This is a genomic window from Agromyces sp. Y575 (genome assembly GCF_059445445.1).
Genome location: NZ_JCAIUI010000002.1, coordinates 61,449 through 77,628 on the forward strand (window position 1 = coordinate 61,449; position 16,180 = coordinate 77,628).

At 67.8% G+C, this 16,180-nt stretch carries 16 protein-coding genes; 5 read left to right on the top strand and 11 right to left on the bottom strand.

What is annotated here, in order from left to right:
- Nucleotide 1: 1 nt before the first annotated feature.
- Entirely contained in the window at nt 2-1,309 is a 1,308-nt protein-coding gene (locus AC1C2U_RS06455; RefSeq protein ID WP_495360913.1) for an ABC transporter substrate-binding protein, read from the bottom strand.
- A 250-nt stretch (nt 1,310-1,559) separates the two neighbouring features.
- On the opposite strand from AC1C2U_RS06455, the gene AC1C2U_RS06460 reads away from it, so the two are divergent.
- Nucleotides 1,560-2,663: a LacI family DNA-binding transcriptional regulator gene (locus tag AC1C2U_RS06460; RefSeq protein WP_495360914.1), complete on the top strand. Its 1,104-nt coding sequence runs from the start codon at nt 1,560-1,562 to the stop codon at nt 2,661-2,663.
- A 17-nt stretch (nt 2,664-2,680) separates the two neighbouring features.
- Here the strand turns inward: AC1C2U_RS06460 and AC1C2U_RS06465 are convergent, their stop codons facing one another.
- Entirely contained in the window at nt 2,681-4,537 is a 1,857-nt protein-coding gene (locus AC1C2U_RS06465) for a glycoside hydrolase family 2 protein (protein ID WP_495360915.1), read from the bottom strand.
- A 105-nt stretch (nt 4,538-4,642) separates the two neighbouring features.
- On the opposite strand from AC1C2U_RS06465, the gene AC1C2U_RS06470 reads away from it, so the two are divergent.
- Nucleotides 4,643-6,025, top strand: coding sequence for an MFS transporter (locus AC1C2U_RS06470; RefSeq protein ID WP_495360916.1), 1,383 nt, complete (start codon nt 4,643-4,645; stop codon nt 6,023-6,025).
- A complete protein-coding gene (locus AC1C2U_RS06475) occupies nt 6,022-7,032 on the top strand; it encodes a DUF2804 domain-containing protein (protein ID WP_495360917.1) in 1,011 nt (336 codons plus the stop codon). The genes AC1C2U_RS06470 and AC1C2U_RS06475 overlap by 4 nt, the downstream gene beginning before the upstream one ends.
- A gap of 63 nt (nt 7,033-7,095) precedes the next feature.
- Here the strand turns inward: AC1C2U_RS06475 and AC1C2U_RS06480 are convergent, their stop codons facing one another.
- Nucleotides 7,096-8,034, bottom strand: a complete 939-nt coding sequence (locus AC1C2U_RS06480; protein WP_495360918.1) for an RNA polymerase sigma-70 factor — start codon at nt 8,032-8,034, stop codon at nt 7,096-7,098.
- Between the two features lie 201 nt (nt 8,035-8,235).
- Between AC1C2U_RS06480 and AC1C2U_RS06485 the strand changes: the two genes are divergently transcribed.
- A complete protein-coding gene (locus tag AC1C2U_RS06485; RefSeq protein WP_495360919.1) occupies nt 8,236-9,576 on the top strand; it encodes an FAD-binding oxidoreductase in 1,341 nt (446 codons plus the stop codon).
- Nucleotides 9,577-9,603: 27 nt separating this feature from the next.
- On the opposite strand, the gene AC1C2U_RS06490 is transcribed toward AC1C2U_RS06485, so the two are convergent.
- The 3 genes from AC1C2U_RS06490 to AC1C2U_RS06500 all read right to left on the bottom strand — a co-directional run bounded on the left by AC1C2U_RS06490 (nt 9,604) and on the right by AC1C2U_RS06500 (nt 11,944).
- Complete coding sequence (locus tag AC1C2U_RS06490; RefSeq protein WP_495360920.1) at nt 9,604-10,407, bottom strand: GNAT family N-acetyltransferase; 804 nt, start codon at nt 10,405-10,407, stop codon at nt 9,604-9,606.
- Nucleotides 10,408-10,482: 75 nt separating this feature from the next.
- Nucleotides 10,483-11,010, bottom strand: a complete 528-nt coding sequence (locus tag AC1C2U_RS06495; RefSeq protein WP_495360921.1) for a bifunctional nuclease family protein — start codon at nt 11,008-11,010, stop codon at nt 10,483-10,485.
- Nucleotides 11,011-11,068: 58 nt separating this feature from the next.
- On the bottom strand, nt 11,069-11,944 hold the full coding sequence (locus AC1C2U_RS06500; protein WP_495360922.1) for a lytic transglycosylase domain-containing protein: 876 nt from the start codon (nt 11,942-11,944) through the stop codon (nt 11,069-11,071).
- Nucleotides 11,945-12,120: 176 nt separating this feature from the next.
- On the opposite strand from AC1C2U_RS06500, the gene AC1C2U_RS06505 reads away from it, so the two are divergent.
- Nucleotides 12,121-12,801 (top strand): YdeI/OmpD-associated family protein, encoded by a 681-nt coding sequence (locus AC1C2U_RS06505; protein WP_495360923.1) that lies wholly within the window; start codon nt 12,121-12,123, stop codon nt 12,799-12,801.
- Nucleotides 12,802-13,011: 210 nt separating this feature from the next.
- Here AC1C2U_RS06505 and AC1C2U_RS06510 read toward each other — a convergent pair whose 3' ends face one another.
- The 5 genes from AC1C2U_RS06510 to AC1C2U_RS06530 all read right to left on the bottom strand — a co-directional run bounded on the left by AC1C2U_RS06510 (nt 13,012) and on the right by AC1C2U_RS06530 (nt 16,099).
- On the bottom strand, nt 13,012-13,143 hold the full coding sequence (locus AC1C2U_RS06510; protein WP_495360924.1) for an LPXTG cell wall anchor domain-containing protein: 132 nt from the start codon (nt 13,141-13,143) through the stop codon (nt 13,012-13,014).
- A 126-nt stretch (nt 13,144-13,269) separates the two neighbouring features.
- Nucleotides 13,270-13,515: a hypothetical protein gene (locus AC1C2U_RS06515; RefSeq protein ID WP_495360925.1), complete on the bottom strand. Its 246-nt coding sequence runs from the start codon at nt 13,513-13,515 to the stop codon at nt 13,270-13,272.
- A gap of 177 nt (nt 13,516-13,692) precedes the next feature.
- Nucleotides 13,693-14,610, bottom strand: a complete 918-nt coding sequence (locus AC1C2U_RS06520; RefSeq protein ID WP_495360926.1) for a ferredoxin family protein — start codon at nt 14,608-14,610, stop codon at nt 13,693-13,695.
- A complete protein-coding gene (locus AC1C2U_RS06525) occupies nt 14,607-15,842 on the bottom strand; it encodes a cupin domain-containing protein (RefSeq protein WP_495360927.1) in 1,236 nt (411 codons plus the stop codon). Before AC1C2U_RS06525 ends, AC1C2U_RS06520 begins: the two co-directional genes overlap by 4 nt.
- A complete protein-coding gene (locus AC1C2U_RS06530; RefSeq protein ID WP_495351342.1) occupies nt 15,842-16,099 on the bottom strand; it encodes a BatC protein in 258 nt (85 codons plus the stop codon). Before AC1C2U_RS06530 ends, AC1C2U_RS06525 begins: the two co-directional genes overlap by 1 nt.
- Nucleotides 16,100-16,180: the final 81 nt, after the last annotated feature.

Consider the following 16,180-nt stretch of genomic DNA (forward strand, 5'->3'; position numbering starts at 1 on the left):
TCTACTTCTGCAGCAGTTCGTCGATCTGCGTGCTCGCCTTTTCGAGCGCCTCCGCAGGTGACAGTTGCCCCTCGACTGCTGCGCTCGTCTGATCGGCCAGGATCTCCTGGATCGCGTTCGACTCGGGAGTGCGCGGTCGCCACATCTCGCCCTCGGCGGCGACGTCGTACGCCTCCTGGAGCGTGCTCAACACCGGAACCAGCCACTCCTCGGTCGGGGTGGCGGCGAGCGTCGACTTGCGAGCGGGGAAGGAGCCGAGGGCGTTGGTGGTCCACACTTCGCCCTCCTTGGAGCTCATCCACTGCAGGAACGTCCAGGCGGCTTCGGGGCTCTTCGAGTTCTTGAAGACCGACCCGCTCCAGATGCCGCGGTGCGTGCTCGCGCTCGCGTCGCCGACGGGCATCGTCTGGATGCCGACCTGGTCCGGGGTGAGCGTGGTGACCTCAGGGTCGACGGCCGCGCTCTTGAAGGCACTGCCCCACGTGAAGATGCTGGCGACCTTGCCCTGGCGGAACGCGTCGAGGGGTTCGGTGTAGTTGTAGGTGTTGGCTCCCGGGGGTGCGTATTCGAGCAGGTCCACCTGCATCTGCAGCGCCTCTTCTCCGTCCTTCGTATCGAAGGTGGGATCGAGCTCATCGTCGAAGAGGCTTCCCGCGTCCGCGTTGAGCGCGGCCTGCCAGAAGGGGGGCGAGAGCACGCCGCGCACCCAGGTGAGGCCGACCGCCCACGAATCGTCCTTGCCGTCGCCGTCCGTGTCCTGCACGAGCTCGGGAGCCTGCTCCATGTACTCGTCCCACGTGAGCTCCGGGGTGGGCGCATCGAGACCGGCTTGCGCGTACAGGTCCTTGTTGTAGATCATGAGGAGCATGTTGGAGCGGAGCGGCACCCCGTACTGGTTGCCCTCCCACTCGCTCGAGGCGAGGGGTGCGGAGTTGAAGTCGTCCCAGTCGTACTCGGCATCAGTCCACTGGTCGGCGTCATCCTTCAGCTCGTAGAGCACGCCCGCCTCGGCGAGCTGCGGCGTCCACGGGTCGTCCAGCGTGATCAGGTCGTACTCGGGATCCGTGTCCGTGCCGTTCAGCAGGCCCTTGGCGAGCAGCTCGGTGTACGGGATCGAGTCGATCGTGACGTCGATGTACGGGTACTCCTTGTTGAACTCCGGTACGAGCTGCTCCTGCCACTGCTGGGCGAATGCGTCATTCGACATCATCGTGATCTCGACGTGCTCGTCGGCGGTGCCGACGCCGCCACCGTCCGTCGTCGCCGCCTCGCCCGATCCGCTGCATGCCGTCAAGGCAAGCATCGACATGAGAGTCACTCCTGCGAGGAACGTCGCGCGCTTCCGCGGACGCCTCCGATCTGTCTGAGCCATGCTCTTCATCTCCTCGTCATTGAATGGATGCGCGGCGACTCGTGCGGAGCGTCCGAGTGTGGTGCGCATCGGATGTTCCTCGACTTCGCGACGTCGGGTTCTCGCCCGGCGGCGGCCGCAGACACACTCAAGCAGACGGAACGGGATATTGCAACGTTGAAACAATCGCTTCTGTCAACGTTGCAACATGGGTCACTACGATGTGATCGTGGAACGGACTCCTGAAATCCCCACCCCGAAGAGGGCCGGCCTGCCGACGCTCAAAGACGTCGCGGCGGTCGCCGGCGTCTCGTATCGCACCGTCTCGAACGTCGTCAACGGGCACAAATACATCAGCGACACCACGAGAACGAAAGTGGAAGCGGCGATCCGAGAGCTGGGGTATCGCCCCCAACTCGCGGGGCGGCAACTTCGAAGCGGCAGAAGCAAGCTGCTCACCTTCTCGGTGCCGTTCATCTCGCATCCGTACTTCGCGCAGTTGGCTCACGCGGTGGTCGCTGAGGCCGAGAGTTTCGACTACGACGTCGTCATCGACGAGACGCGAGGACTGCTCGAACGGGAGCTTCGCGTCGCGTCGGGCTTCCGCACGATCCTGACCGATGGAATCCTCTTCAGTCCGCTCTCCATCGACCTGAAGCGGTTCGAGGCCGAACGGGGCGAAACGCCGCTCGTGCTCCTCGGCGAGCGCTTCCGGAGCGCCGAGATCGACAGTGTCGTGGTCGACAACGTGCAGTCCAGCTACGACGCCACCACCTGCCTCATCGACGCGGGCCGGCGTCGACTCGCGTTCCTCGGCAAGGTGCCTGCCGGCACGATCGGCGCGGCACCCGCCGACCTGCGAATCCGCGGTTTCGAGCTGGCGCTCGAAACGCATTCGCTGACCGTCGATCCCACGCACATCATCGAGGTCTCGAGGTGGGACCAGCTCCACCCCGATGGCGACTACTCCCGCGAAGAGGGATACGAGCGCACGAAAGAACTCATCCCGCACCTGTCGGAGATCGACGGACTCGTCTGCGCCAACGACCTGCTTGCGATCGGAGCCCTCCGCGCATTTCGCGAGGCCAGCATCGGCGTGCCCGACCAGATCGCGGTGGTGGGCTGGGACAATACCGCCGAAGCCGCATACGCTGCGCCATCGCTCACCACGATCGCACCCGACCTCAACGAGATCGCCCGCCTCGCAGTCGTTGCGCTCCTTCGAAGGCTCGATCAGCCCGAAGCCGCGCCGGCGTCGTACACCGCTCCGTATTCGCTCGTGCGACGTGCCTCGAGCGATACGCGACCCTGATCAGAAGCCCTCCCGCACTACGGCGCGCGCCCGTCGCCGGAAGACTCGGTGGCCGGCGAATCGGCGGTCGTGGCGCGGGTCTGACGGTCGAACTCGTCGCGCAACTCGCGCAGAACGGCCCGTACGCGCGCCGCCTCGGCCTTCACGACCGAGCGGTCCGCCGTGAGCAGACCGTTGAGCTCGTCTTCGACGTCGGACAGCTGCGTGTAGACGATCGCTGAGATGCCGCGCCCGATGGCCGGCCCCACTTCGTCACGGTGCAGCGTCTCGAACGCCGCGGTGAATGCTTCCCTCGTGCTCATCTTGCGGTATCCGAACTCGCGCCGGCTGAACTCGTGACCGTCGAGCCGGAGGCTGTAGCCGCCGTACTCCGACACGACAACGGCCCGTCCATCCTTCGCCCAGTTCCGCGCGGGACGAATCGGGCGAAAGTACACGTGCAGGCTGCGCACATCGCCACCGCCCTGATCGTGCCAGCCGCTTGCATGGTCGATCACCCGGTGCGGATCCAGCTCCCGAATCCGCTCGACCGCGTCGAGCGCGTCGAACTGCCCCCAGCCCTCGTTGAACGGCACCCAGCATGCGATACTCGTCGCGCTCTGCAGCAGTTGCACCGTCTGCTCGAGTTGCCGGCCGAACTCCGCCCGGCCCGCGGCATCCTGTCGTCCGAAGGCTCGGTGCCGCCGATCGTTCAGTCGCACCGGCGTCAGCACCGGGGCCGTGATCACCAGCGGGTTGTACGCCCGTCCGCCGTTGACCATGTCCTGCCAGACCAGCATGCCGAGCCGATCGCAATGGTGGTACCAGCGGAGCGGCTCCACCTTGATGTGCTTGCGGAGCATCGTGAAACCGAGCTCCTTCATCGAGCGGATGTCGTGCACCAACGCCTCGTCGGACGGCGCGGTGTACAGCCCGTCGGGCCAGTACCCCTGGTCGAGCACTCCCGCTTGGAAGTACGGCTCCCCGTTCAGGAGCAGTCGCGGTACACCAGCTCGGTCGGGACCGACCCCGAACGAGCGCATCCCGAAGTAGCTCGTGACCTCATCGGCATCGAGCAAGATCGCGAGGTCGTACAGGAACGGGTCTTCGGGGCTCCATGGGCGAATATCCGGGATCGGAATCCGCAGCGGCGTGCCTGCGGGGCCGCGCGCCTCCCCCACATGAACGTCGCCGGCGAAGACCCCGACCACCGCCTCCGCACCGGCGTTCGCATGCACGGTCACTTCGACGACCCGCTCCTCGAGCAGCGGCCGGATGTCGAGGCGCTGCACGTGCACCGCCGGGACCGCCTCCAACCACACCGTCTGCCAGATGCCCGACTGCGGGGTGTACCAGATGCCCCCGGGCTTCAGGGATTGCTTTCCCCGTGAACGGAACCCGGCGTCGGTCTCATCGGTGACCGCGACGGTCAGCACGTGGGCCTGCCCGTCGCCAAGGTGCTCCGTCACGTCGATTGCGAACGGCCAGTATCCACCGCTGTTCGTACCGACCGGCATATCGTCGACGAACACCTCGCAGTCCTGGTCCACGGCCCCGAAGTGCAGCAGCAGTCGCTCGTCGGCCCCGCCGCTGAACCCGTCGGGCAGCGCGAGCTCTCGGCGATACCAGAGCGTCTGGCCGGGCAGCAGCCGCCGACCCACTTCGGAGAGCGCCGCCTCCGGAGAGAACGGCACGACGATGTCGCCGTCCCACACGCTCGGCGCAGCGCCATCCGTCATCGCGTATCGCCAGACCCCGTTGAGGTTGAGATAGCTGTCGCGAACAAGCTGGGGCCGGGGGTATTCGGGGAGCGGGCGGGTGCGGTCGAGGGCGGCCGCCCACGGTGTGCGGCGGTCGGTGGAGACCGCAGGGTCTTGACGGGCGCGAATGACCAAGGCGTTCCTCACTTGCAACGTTGAAATGCGGGCAACTTTACACGGTCTACGTGTCACGTTAGAGTCGAGCGTCAGTGGTTTCAACGTGGAAATGGCGAGGACGTAGTGACCCGAGATCCGCGCTCCGTCGGCGATGCCGCGAACGCTCCGTCTACTGCAGGCACCTCCCCCGGACCGGCCGCGCTGCTCGAGAGGTCGACTCGGTTCGGCCCGCGCAACTGGGTCGCGGTCGTGACCGTCGGGCTCGCCGGTCAGCTCGCGTGGACCGTCGAGAACCTGTACCTGAACGTGTTCGTCTACGACACCATCACCTCCGACCCGACGGCGATCGCCGTCATGGTCGCCCTGAGCGCGGTGGCCGCGACGATCGCGACACTGGTCGCAGGGGCCTGGTCGGATCGTCGTGGAAAGCGGCGCTCACTCATCGCCGGGGGCTACGTGCTCTGGGGCCTGTGCACGATGGCGTTCGGCTTCGTCGGGGTGCCCGAGGGCGCCGAAGCCGCCCCGGCCGTTGCGCTGGCCGCGCTCGTCGGCGTCATCGTACTGGACTGCGTGATGAGTGCGATCGGCTCGACGGCGAACGACGCCGCATTCAACGCCTGGGTCACGGACACGACCAAGCCGGCGAACCGAGGGCGGGTCGACGGCGTCCTCGCCATCATGCCGCTGATCGCGATGCTGCTCGTGTTCGGCGCCCTCGACGGCCTCACCCGGAACGGCGACTGGAAGCTGTTCTTCGGAATCGTCGGCGCCGTCACCTTGGTCGTCGGCGTGGCCTCCTGGTTCCTCGTGCGAGACAAGCCCAGCGACATCCGTCACACCGAAGGCCTTCTCGCCGCCACGATTCGCGGACTGCGCCCGTCGGTCATCCGCGCAGAGCCGGTGCTGTACCTCACGCTCGCGGTGTGGGCGGTCATCGGCATCAGCTCGCAGGTGTTCCTGCCGTACATCATCATCTACATCCAGCGCACCCTCCAGATCGACGACTACGCGCTCCTCCTCGGCATCGTGCTCATCGCCGCTTCCGTGCTCAGCGTCATCGGCGGCAGGGTGATGGATCGAATCGGCAAAGAGCGGTTCCTCATCCCGGCGGTCGTGTTCTTCGCGGCAGGGCTCGTGGCGACGTGGCTCGCTCGCGACTTCGTCGCGGTGGCGATCGCAGCCACGATCATGATGGCGGGAATGATGGCGTCCTTCGCCGCCGTCTCAGCCCTCACCCGCGACGCAACGCCGCCAGGGCGGGCAGGCTCCGTGCAAGGCCTGCGGATGCTGCTGGGCGTGATGGTGCCCATGGTGATCGGCCCGTTCATCGGCGCCGCCGCCATTCTCGGAGGCGGCGAGACCTTCGTCGAGCTCGGGCAGGTCCGGCCGGTTCCCGGCTCGGGCATCTTCCTGGCCGCGGCCGCGGTGCTCGTCCTGGTGCCGGTCTTCACGACGCTCCGCTCCCGCGCAGTGCGCAAGACTCAAGGAACAGGAGCCCGACTATGAGCAAGCCGATCGATGAAACCGAGTTGACCGATCCCGTCGCCCTCTGCCTGCCGAACGGCGACCTCAACCCACGCGCAGTCGGCTGGACCCGCACGCCGCTGCACGACACCGCCGGCATCGGTGGCCGGTCGGGGTGGGGTCGGAACAAGCGCTGGGAGTACTGGGCGGTGACTTCGCCCACTCACCTGATCGCCGCAACCGTGTCGTCTCTCGACTACGCGGCCGTGCCCTCGATCATGGTGCACGACCGGCGCACAGGCGAGACGATCGAACGCGGTGCCGTGGTTCCGTTCGGTCGCGGTGCCGACCTTCCCGCAACCTTCGCTTCGGGCTCCGCCCACGCCCGAGCCCGCGGGCTCCGCATCGACATCGAAGAGACCGCCGAAGGCACACTGCTCAGCGGCGAGACCGCGGATGTCTCGTTCGAGATCCTCGCCGCCCTGCCACCCGGACACGAGCGGCTCGCCCTCGTCGTGCCGTGGTCACGGCGCCGCTTCCAGTACACGGTGAAAGACGTCGCCCGCCCGGCGAGCGGCACGCTCACAGTGAAGGGCGAGACCATCGCGCTGCCCGCCGGTGAGAGCTGGGCCGTCGTCGACCACGGTCGGGGTCGCTGGCCGTATCGCGTGCACTGGAACTGGGGTGCCGCATCGGGCACCGTCGACGGACGAACCGTCGGGCTTCAGCTCGGCGGCCGCTGGACCGATGGCACCGGAATCACCGAGAACGCCACGGTGCTCGACGGGCGCCTCCACAAGATCAGCGAAGAACTCGACTGGATCTACGACGAGCACGACTGGCTGCGCCCGTGGCGCATCCGCGGCACGAACCTCGATCTGACCTTCACGCCGTTCTGGGATCATGTGAGCTCGACGAAGCTCGGCATCCTCTCCACCGCCGGCCACCAGTGCTTCGGGCACTACAGCGGCACAGTGCCCACGGTTGCAGGGCCACTCGAGGTGAGCGGCCTGCTCGGGTGGGCCGAAGACGTCAGGAACCGATGGTGAGCCGCCGTCACGGCCGCTTGTGAGATTCCACTCGAGGTCAGGTCCATTCGACCCGGCGTGCACTCAGCGGCGCAGCGCGGTCTCCTCGTCGAGACGGGACAGCTTCTCGGGATTGCGCACCGCGTAGAGCCCGACGACGCGGGAGTCTTCGATGTGGAGCGTGATGACGGTGTCGATCTCGCCGGCGAGTCGGATGATCAGCGCCGGCCGGCCGTTGACCTGCGCCTGTTGCAGCGACGCTGCGGCCGAAATCCTCCCCATGACGGACAGGACTCCGTCGACGCCGACAATGGGCGAGAGGGAGGCCTGCACGACTCCCCCGCCGTCGCCCACAAGCACGACATCCGGGGCGAGGATGTCGAGGAGACCCCGCAACTCGCCGGTCTCGATCGCCTTCTGGAACGCATCGAGTACGCCTCGGGTCTCGGCCGCGGAGACGACGACACGGGGTCGACGCGCTGCGACGTGCGCCCGCGCCCGGTGCGCGATCTGACGCACCGCGGCCGGGCTCTTGTCCACGGTTCCGGCGATCTCGTCGTACTCGACGTCGAACACCTCTCGCAGCACGAACACCGCCCGCTCGGTCGGGGTGAGTGTCTCCAGCACGAGCATCATCGCCGTCGAGACGCTCTCGGCCAACGCGACGTCGTCGGCCACGTCGGGCGCGGTCAGCAGGGGCTCCGGCAACCACTGACCGATGTATGTCTCCCTGCGGCGACCGAGTGATCGCAGTCTGCTGAGCGCTTGGCGCGTGGCGATCCGCACCAGGTACGCACGCTGATTCTGCACGCTGTCGTGGTCGACGCCTGCCCAGCGCAGCCACGTCTCCTGGAGGACGTCTTCAGCGTCGTCCGCCGAGCCGAGCATCTCGTATGCGACGGTGAACAGCAGATTGCGGTGGGCGAGAAACACCTCGGTCGCAGGATCTGGACGCCGGTGAGCACTCACACCACGCGGGAAATCTTCGTCGGCGGTCTCGGATGTCTCGGACGTCTCGGCCATCGGTGCTCCTCTTCGCTTTCACGTGTCATTCATCAGACGCCGGGCCACGCCGTTTTGTGACATCGGAGGTCATGAAGCCGAAGTGTGTCACAGGGATCGGATCGGCGGCGTCTCATGTTCATCAGCACGCCGTACGCACGTCCCAACGGCCTGTTCATCAAGGAATGCGAGGAGAAGCCCTCGCCATGAAAGGAAGCTCCGATGAGCTCAGCACTTGAAACTCTTCGCCGTGAGTCCGTCGGCGACCTCATTCAACCAGGCGAATCGGAATACGAATCGACGCGTCACTCGATGTTCGTGCCGGGGAGCCCGGCCGTTGTACTGCGGCCCGATGGCGTCGGCGACGTGCAAGCGGGCGTCAGATTCGCCGCCAGTGCAGGCCTCCCGTTGTCTGTGCGAGGAGGCGGCCACGGATTCCCGGGCTTCAGCACGAACGACGACGGCATCGTGATCGACCTCGGCGGACTTGCGAACGTGGAAGTCATCGACGAGGTTCGCCACCACGTTCGGATCGGCGGCGGTGCCACCTGGGGTCACGTTGCGAAGTCCCTGGCGCCGCACGGTCTGGCGATCTCCTCGGGCGACACCAAGAGCGTCGGAGTCGGCGGATTGACCTTGACCGGCGGCATCGGCTGGAAGGTCAGGAAGTACGGTCTGGCATTGGACAACCTGGTCGCCGTCGATGTCGTCACCGCCGACGGCGAGCTCGTGCATGCGAGCGCGACGGAGAACCCCGAGCTGTTCTGGGCGATTCGTGGTGGCGGCGGCAACTTCGGCATCGTGACCGCCTTCGAGTTCGAGGCGCATCCGACGACGGCTGTGTTCTACGGCAGGATCCGCTTCCCGGCATCGGAGGCTGCGATCGTCCTGCAGGGATGGGCGGACTACCTGCGAACCGCTCCCGAAGAGCTCACCTCCCATGCGAGTCTTGCCAATCCATTCGCCGGCGGATCCGAAGCACCCGTCGAGATACAGGTCGCGTTCGACAGCGACGACCCGGAGCGCGCCGCTCGAGCGATCGAACCGATTCGCAAACTCGGCACGATGATCGACGACACTGTCGCACTGACGCCGTATTCGGACACGCTCGTGGACGGCGCGACGCCACCGCCCGGCATCCGATTCGTCACTCGAAGCGCATTCGTCGACCGGGAATCCGTGTCGGAGGTGCTGCAGTTGCTTGCAGAGATCGCGGCGGCGGAGTGGTCGCCGTCCATCTCCATTCGAAGCGTCGGCGGCGCGGTCTCCCGAGTTCCCGACGACGCCACGGCGTATGCGCATCGCCGCGCGGAGTTGATGTTCGTGACGGCCGTTGCCGGTCCGGAGCCGGTCGTCGAGGCCGTTCGGCCCGCTCTGGAAGCGATCTGGGAACGGCTCGGATCTCGCGTGCGCGGCGCGTACGCGAACTTCCTTGCTTCAGCAACCGAGGCGGATGTCGCGGCGATCTACCCGCCCGAGACGTATCAGCGACTCGCGGCGATCAAGCGTCGGTACGACCCCGGCAACCTCTTCGCATCCAACCACAACGTCCGACCCCAGTAGCAACAAGAGGCCGCCGTCGGGAGGGCCTCAACGGGTCCAGCGGTACGGCGTCGTCGTCGACACCTTGACGAGTCCGGAGCGTTCGAGGATCGGACGTGAGAACTCGGTCGAGTCGCTGTTGATGAGCGTCTTTCCCATGGCGAGCGCCGAGCGGGCGCGGGCTGCCGTCAACGCACGGTAGATGCCGCGCCCGCGCCACTCCTGACGGGTTGCTCCGCCCCAGATACCGGCGAAACCGGTGCCCGGCACCGGCTCCAGACGCCCGGTCGTCACGATCTGGCCTTCGAATTCGCCGACCCACAGTTCCATGCCGTCATCGAGCGCGAGCCGGCGCAGCAGGGCATTCGCCATCTCTTCCGAGACAGGATCGCCGAAGACCTCGTCGGCCATCGCGCTCATCGCGCGTACGTCGGACTCCTCGGTGACTCGGCGCAGCGTCACGCCCTCGGGCAGTGAAACGTCGACGGCCAGCCCGATCGCCTCCCCGATCATGATCGACTCGGTTTCATCGGGGACGAAACCATGCTCGAGCAGTGCGTCGTGCAGCCCTGGGGCGTGATCGTGCCCACGGGTCTTCCACTCGACCCGGCTGATCTCGGGGTCGGGCTCGTAGTGGCTCAGCGCCTCGGTCACGAGGCCGCGGATCGCGCCCGCATCTGCACCATCGAGGTTCTGGTAGGTGACGAATCCGCGCCCGCCTGCAAAGGTGACCAGGCGCAGCGGGCCGAGGCAGGTCACGGAGATCGCGCTCGGCGTCTCGGCATCGGTGCGCAATTGTTCGTCGTAGGCCTCGAGGAGCCGCGCAACCCGAACTGATTCGTCGTGTGTCATCAGTCCATTCTTGCCGAGAGTTCGGCAGCCGGATGCCACCCGCTCGCGCTTCTCGCGCTGCTCCGTGCCGGGATCTCAGCCCTGGAAATCCTCCGGGTCCACCTCGTCGAGGAACCGCTTGAATTCGTCGAGTTTCGCATCAGCCTCGTCATCGAGCCGCTCGACCGTCTCGGCCGTCTCGACCGTCTCGGCCATCTCGGCGGGGATTCCGGCATCCTCCAGCACCGCCTCGGCGACGAAGATCGGCGCTTCGGCGCGTACGGCGAGCGCGATCGCGTCTGATGGCCGCGCGTCGACGACGTACGGGCCCGACGTCGAGTCGAGGGTGATCTCTGCGAAGAAGGTGCCGTCCTCGATGCGGGTCACGTCGACGCGCTCGACCGTGGCGCCCAACGTGTCGAGCAGCAGCTTCATGAGGTCGTGCGACAGCGGACGCGGCGCCTTCTCGCCCGAGATGGCGATGAGAATGGATGTCGCTTCCTGCACGCCGATCCAGATGGGCAGCACCATGCCCGCACCCGGCTCCTCGAGCATCGGCTTCAGGAGCACGAGGTGCTGCCGGCTGCCATCGAGAGCGATCCCGAGCACGCGAACCTGGATCATGGCGCCTCCCGTCAGGCGATCGGGCGTGACACTGCCGCCGTCTCGAAGGTCGGCGGCTCTATTCGACCGCAGCAGCGTACTCGTTCGCAACCTTCGCGACGTCGTCGACGTAGTCGTTGTCGTGGTTGTAGGAGTACACCGCCGCCCGCCAGCCTTCGACGCTGGTCATCGACCCGGATGCGCACAGGTACTGCGCCGTGGCCTGAGCGGCATCGTCGATCTGGTTCGGGTCCGCGACGCCGTCGTCGTTCGCATCGCTCCCCCACTTCGCCCAGGTCGACGGAATGAACTGCATCGGTCCGACTGCGCGGTCCCACGTGACGTCCTCGTCGAACTCCCCGCCGTCGGTGTCGGCGATCTTCGCCACTCCGTTGCCGTCGAGTGGCGGGCCGATGATCGCGGGCTCGGCGAAGCCGTCGTCATCGAGGACCGCCCCTCCATGGCTGCCGTGACCCGATTCGATCGCACCGATGGCGGCGATCGTGGTCCAGTCGAGCCCGCACTCCGGCTCCTCTTCGGCGATCGAGACGTGCGCGAGCGCGTACGCCGAAAGGGCGCGCTCCGGAATCCCGGTGGCCGTGCCGATCTGCGACGCCCATTCGGGATCGACCTGAGATATCGGTGCGACCTCCGAGCTCGTGACCGCCGCGGGCTCTTCCGTCGTCTCGAGCTGGCGGTCTCCCTCTTCGGCCGTGATCACGGGAGGCAGCGCCACGCGCGCGCCGCTCGCCGCGGGTGCCGCGAATCCGCCGGGCTTGGCCGCGAGCCCGATGGCGCTCACCGCGAAGACCGCACCGACCGTCACCGCGATGGCCCCGGCCACGAGGCCCGTATATCCCGTCACACGGCCGACGACCTGCCGCTTCGAGGCCTTCGCTCGAACCGGTCGACGCTCGCCGTACTCGTCGACGTCGGTGTCGTCATCCCAGGACATGGTGAGCCGCTCCGTTCGGGCGTTGGTTCTCTGGTCGCCCGCCGGGTCGATCGCCGCCCTCTCGACTGAGATTCGCGTCACCGACCCGCCCTTTCAGAATACTCACGCATCGTGAACCCCGCACGAGAAGAATTGACCTGACACCCACTGACGGTGCCTGCTGGCAGACTCGTGCCATGACCATCAGCCTCGGCGCTCCGGGCGGCACCCCAGAACGGCCGGCCGTCTTCTTCTCAACACCCGAGGAGTTCCGCGCCTGGCTCGAGGCCAACCACGCCACCGAGACCGAACTGTGGATGGGCCTCTACAAGAGGCACGTGCCCGATCGCGGGCTCACCTGGGAGCAGGCGGTGCCCGAGGCGTTGTGCTTCGGGTGGATCGACTCGGTGGCCCAGCGCATCGACGAAGATGCGCGTCGCCAGCGCTGGACGCCGCGCAAGCCGACGAGCATCTGGTCGAGCGTGAACATCGCCCTTGTCGAGCAGCTCACGGCCGAGGGGCGCATGCACCCCGCCGGCGTCGCCGCGTTCGAGCGGCGACGCGAAGACCGATCGGGCGTGTACTCCCATGAGAACCCCGACCGCGAATTGCCGCCCGAAGCAGCAGCACGGCTCGCAGCGCATGTCGCGGCATCCGCATTCTGGGAGGCCGCAACTCCGACCTACCGGCGCCAGGTCACGCACTGGGTGCTCACCGCGAAGCAAGAGGCCACGCGCGAGCGACGGCTCGGGCAGGTCATCGAAGACAGCGCGGCCGGTCTGCTGGTGTCCTTCCAGCGATACGGCGAGACACCGAAGTGGGTGGCTCGCGCCGCGGCGGCAGCGCGAGCCGCGGCATCCGAAGATCTGCCCGGCTGATTCCGCGCCCGTTCAGGCGGTGGGCCGGTTCATGTCGGGGATCGTGATGGGGGTCGTGGTGCCCGAAATGGTACCGCACGAACTCGTTCAAGAAGCCGCGGGTGACCCCGAGGTCGACTTGCGCCGGAGAGTGACCGCATGTGAACGGGTGCGAACGGCTCACCGATGAGGCGAGCGAGCGGATGCCGCGGCATCCGCTCGCTCGCTCGGCTACTGCTCCGAACCGACCTCGGGCTGCACGATCCGCCGACGCCGTCGGAGGAGGTATGCGGCGGCGCCGAGCACGAGCAACGCGATTCCGATGGCCAGCGGCAGGGCGATCGCGAATCCGGTCTCGGCCATCCCATCGTGCGAACCGGCGTTCCCGGGATCGCCACTTCCGTTGCCGGGGTCGCCGGCTCCATCGTCGCCCGATCCCGGACCGCCAGGCCCTCCCGGAACATCCGGGTCGTCCGGGTCGCCGGGTGTCTACGTCGTGGATTCGGTCGCGACGCGCAGCGACTCGATCCGGAGATCGGCATTCGAGGTGCGGATGCCGATCTGGCCGAACAGGTGCGGGAGCGGTTCGTCATACTCGATGACTCGCGCCCCGTCGAGGTCGACCGTGAGTGTGCTGCCGAGCGTGCGGACGAAGACGACGTGGGAGATGGTGTCGTCGATCGCCGACGGTACTGCCGCGAGCGTTCGCTCGTCGCGGTCGAGCGCGGATTCCACGACACGGGCTGGTACGGGCCCGCGAGCCGGGGCGCCGAACTCACCGTCGGGGGCCGCCGCGGCATTGCCTTGAAAGCTGCCCGGTACGTGGGGTCAACGAGGCTGCCGGCGTCTTCGTCGACCCCCCGGACCCTCACGACCCAGGCTGTGGCAACAGCTTAGAGCCGGCGGCCGCGCTCAATCCGGGAGTTTGCTCCGAACTTCTGGCGCGCTCGTCGTGATCGACCGAAGCGCGTACTGCCGCACGCGCACGAACCGGGTGGCGGTGCACGTCGACAGCAGGGGTTCGGAGCGGGCCTCCTCCAGCTCCACCACGAGCTCGCCCTCAGTGCCCTCGAGCCGCACGCGCCAGCCCGAATCGGCCGCCTCCTCGGCGATCGGCGCATACGCCTGCATTCGCTCGTCGCCGAAGGTCTCGCGCGCGAAGTGCTGGGCAGCCTGCACCGGATGCGTCAGCGAGCTGCGCCCCCGATACCGCTCGGGCACGATGCGACCGTCGTCGAAGGCCTCAGCGATGCGCACCGGGTCGCCGTCGTCGGCATACCCGTAGTAGAGCCCGTGCGGAAAGACCACCATCGTGCCGGCGAACCTGTCGCCGCCGAGGTGCGAGCACTCCCACGTCTCGTCGGGGCGCGCTTCGGCGAGCGCCGTCACCACGCGGCGGCCGCGCACCGCGCAGCACTGGTCGTGTCGGGCGTGGGTGCAGACGCAATAGATGGGCCGGGGCGACGGGATGCCGGTGGACCCGTCGAGCGGCACCTCGAGGAGGGCCGCGGCATCCGCCACCTCACCCCACACGACACTCTCGTGACCCGGCCGCGAATCGACGATCGCCCACCGCTGCGTCTGCGGAGCAGCGCGGCGGCCGGTGCGCCGGATCGCGAGCGGTCGCATGCCGTCACCCTCGATGCGTTTCACGAGCGCACGGCCGAGCGCGCGATCGAACGGTTCATCGAGCAGGGCGTTCTGCCCCCAGCTCGCCGCGACCTCGACGAGGAACCAGCGCAGCCCGCGCGGCCCGGTGCCGACGAGCGGATCGCTCCGCTCTCGCGCGCGATCGCTGCACGGCGCCCAGTGCTCGGCGGCCAGGGTCACGCGGGCGCCACCACAAATCCCTCGCGCACGAGCCTGCGCACGACGACGACCGCGCTCTCGGTGTCGAGGCCCGGGAGCTCCCCGGCCGTAGCGACCTCACCCGTGGCGAGTCGGCGTACGGCCTGCTCCGCTTCGGCCGGGAGCGACAGCGTCTTCGTGCGCGCCACGATGCGCACCCGGTCGTCGACCGTCGTGACGCGCACGGGAAGCGACGCGCGCCACCGCACCGGGGTCGATGCATCGAGCGTCGCGAGCGCCTCGAGTGTCGCGAGCGGCGCGACCGGCTCCGCGCGGGTTTCGGCGTCGAAGCGTGCACTGAGAATGGCGGCCGGCCGCGAGGCATCCGTCTGCTGCAATGTCTCGACGAGTGCCTGCACCGTCTGCTCGACGATCGGCGCGAGCGCCTCGGGGTCGCGCAGGTCGACGCCGAGCGGCAGCGACGCGCGCAACTCGGCGTTGTCGCCGACCTGACGCAGCAGCGCGTCGGCGAGGTCGGCTCGCGTGTACGCCGCCATGCCGATGGTCAGGTGCACGGATGTCTCGCCGAGCGCGGTCGCCGAATGGATCCACCCGCGCGGGAGGTACAGCGCATCGCCCGGTCGCAGCACCGCGTCGATCACGGGTTCGTGCGTGGCCTCCCGGGCGACGGCTGCCTGGTGCTGCTGCCACGGCTGGGTGCGCAGCGGATCGACGAGCACCGGCGCGTGGATGCGCCAGTGCTTCTCGCCCGAAATCTGCAGCACGAAGACATCATGGGTGTCGTAGTGCGGGTCGAACCCCTGCGACGACGGCGGGGTGACGTAGGCGTTCACCTGCGCCGGGTGGCCGATGTCGTCGATGAGCGCGCGGGTGAAGTCGATGATCGGCGGCCACAGGCGGTGCAGTCCCTGCAGCACGATGGTCGCGCCGCCCGCGAACTCGGTGAGCACCTTGTCGCTCGAGACCTGGTCGGCGATCTCTGCACCGAAACCACCTGAGGCGGTGTAGTCGGATGCCGCGAGCACCGAGCCTTCGTTCGCCATGCGGATGAACGGGGTGCGCACGCCGCGCCGCGTGACGAGTTCGTCGACGGCCTGAGTCGAGAACAGGTCGTCGAAGCGTGCGTCGAGCTCGTCGGCCGTGGAGAGCAGCGGCTCGCGCCCCCAGTAGCGGCCCGCGAACTCCTCAGCCGAGATACGGATGCAGCGCGAAAGCGCGGGCCGACTTTTCGACCCGCGCTCCGGGCTGGTCACTACGCGGAACCGTCGGCGCCGCCGTCGTGGCCACCGGGGTTGGCGCCGCCATCAGCGGTACCCTCGCCCGCAGCCGCGGATCCGTCAGCGCCACCATCGTGGCCACCGGGGTTGGCGCCGCCATCGGCAGTGCCCTCGCCCTCGGCGGCGGATCCGTCGGCGCCACCATCGTGACCCTTCGGGTTGGCGCCCCCATCGGCAGTGCCTTCGCCCTCGGCACCCGGCTCGAGGGTGATGTCGTCATCGTTGATCGTCATGAGAGTTCCTCTCGTTGCGTGCTCGCCCAGCGTATCGAGAGCATCCGTTCGGCGGAATGGGTTGACGTGAACCGGCAGACA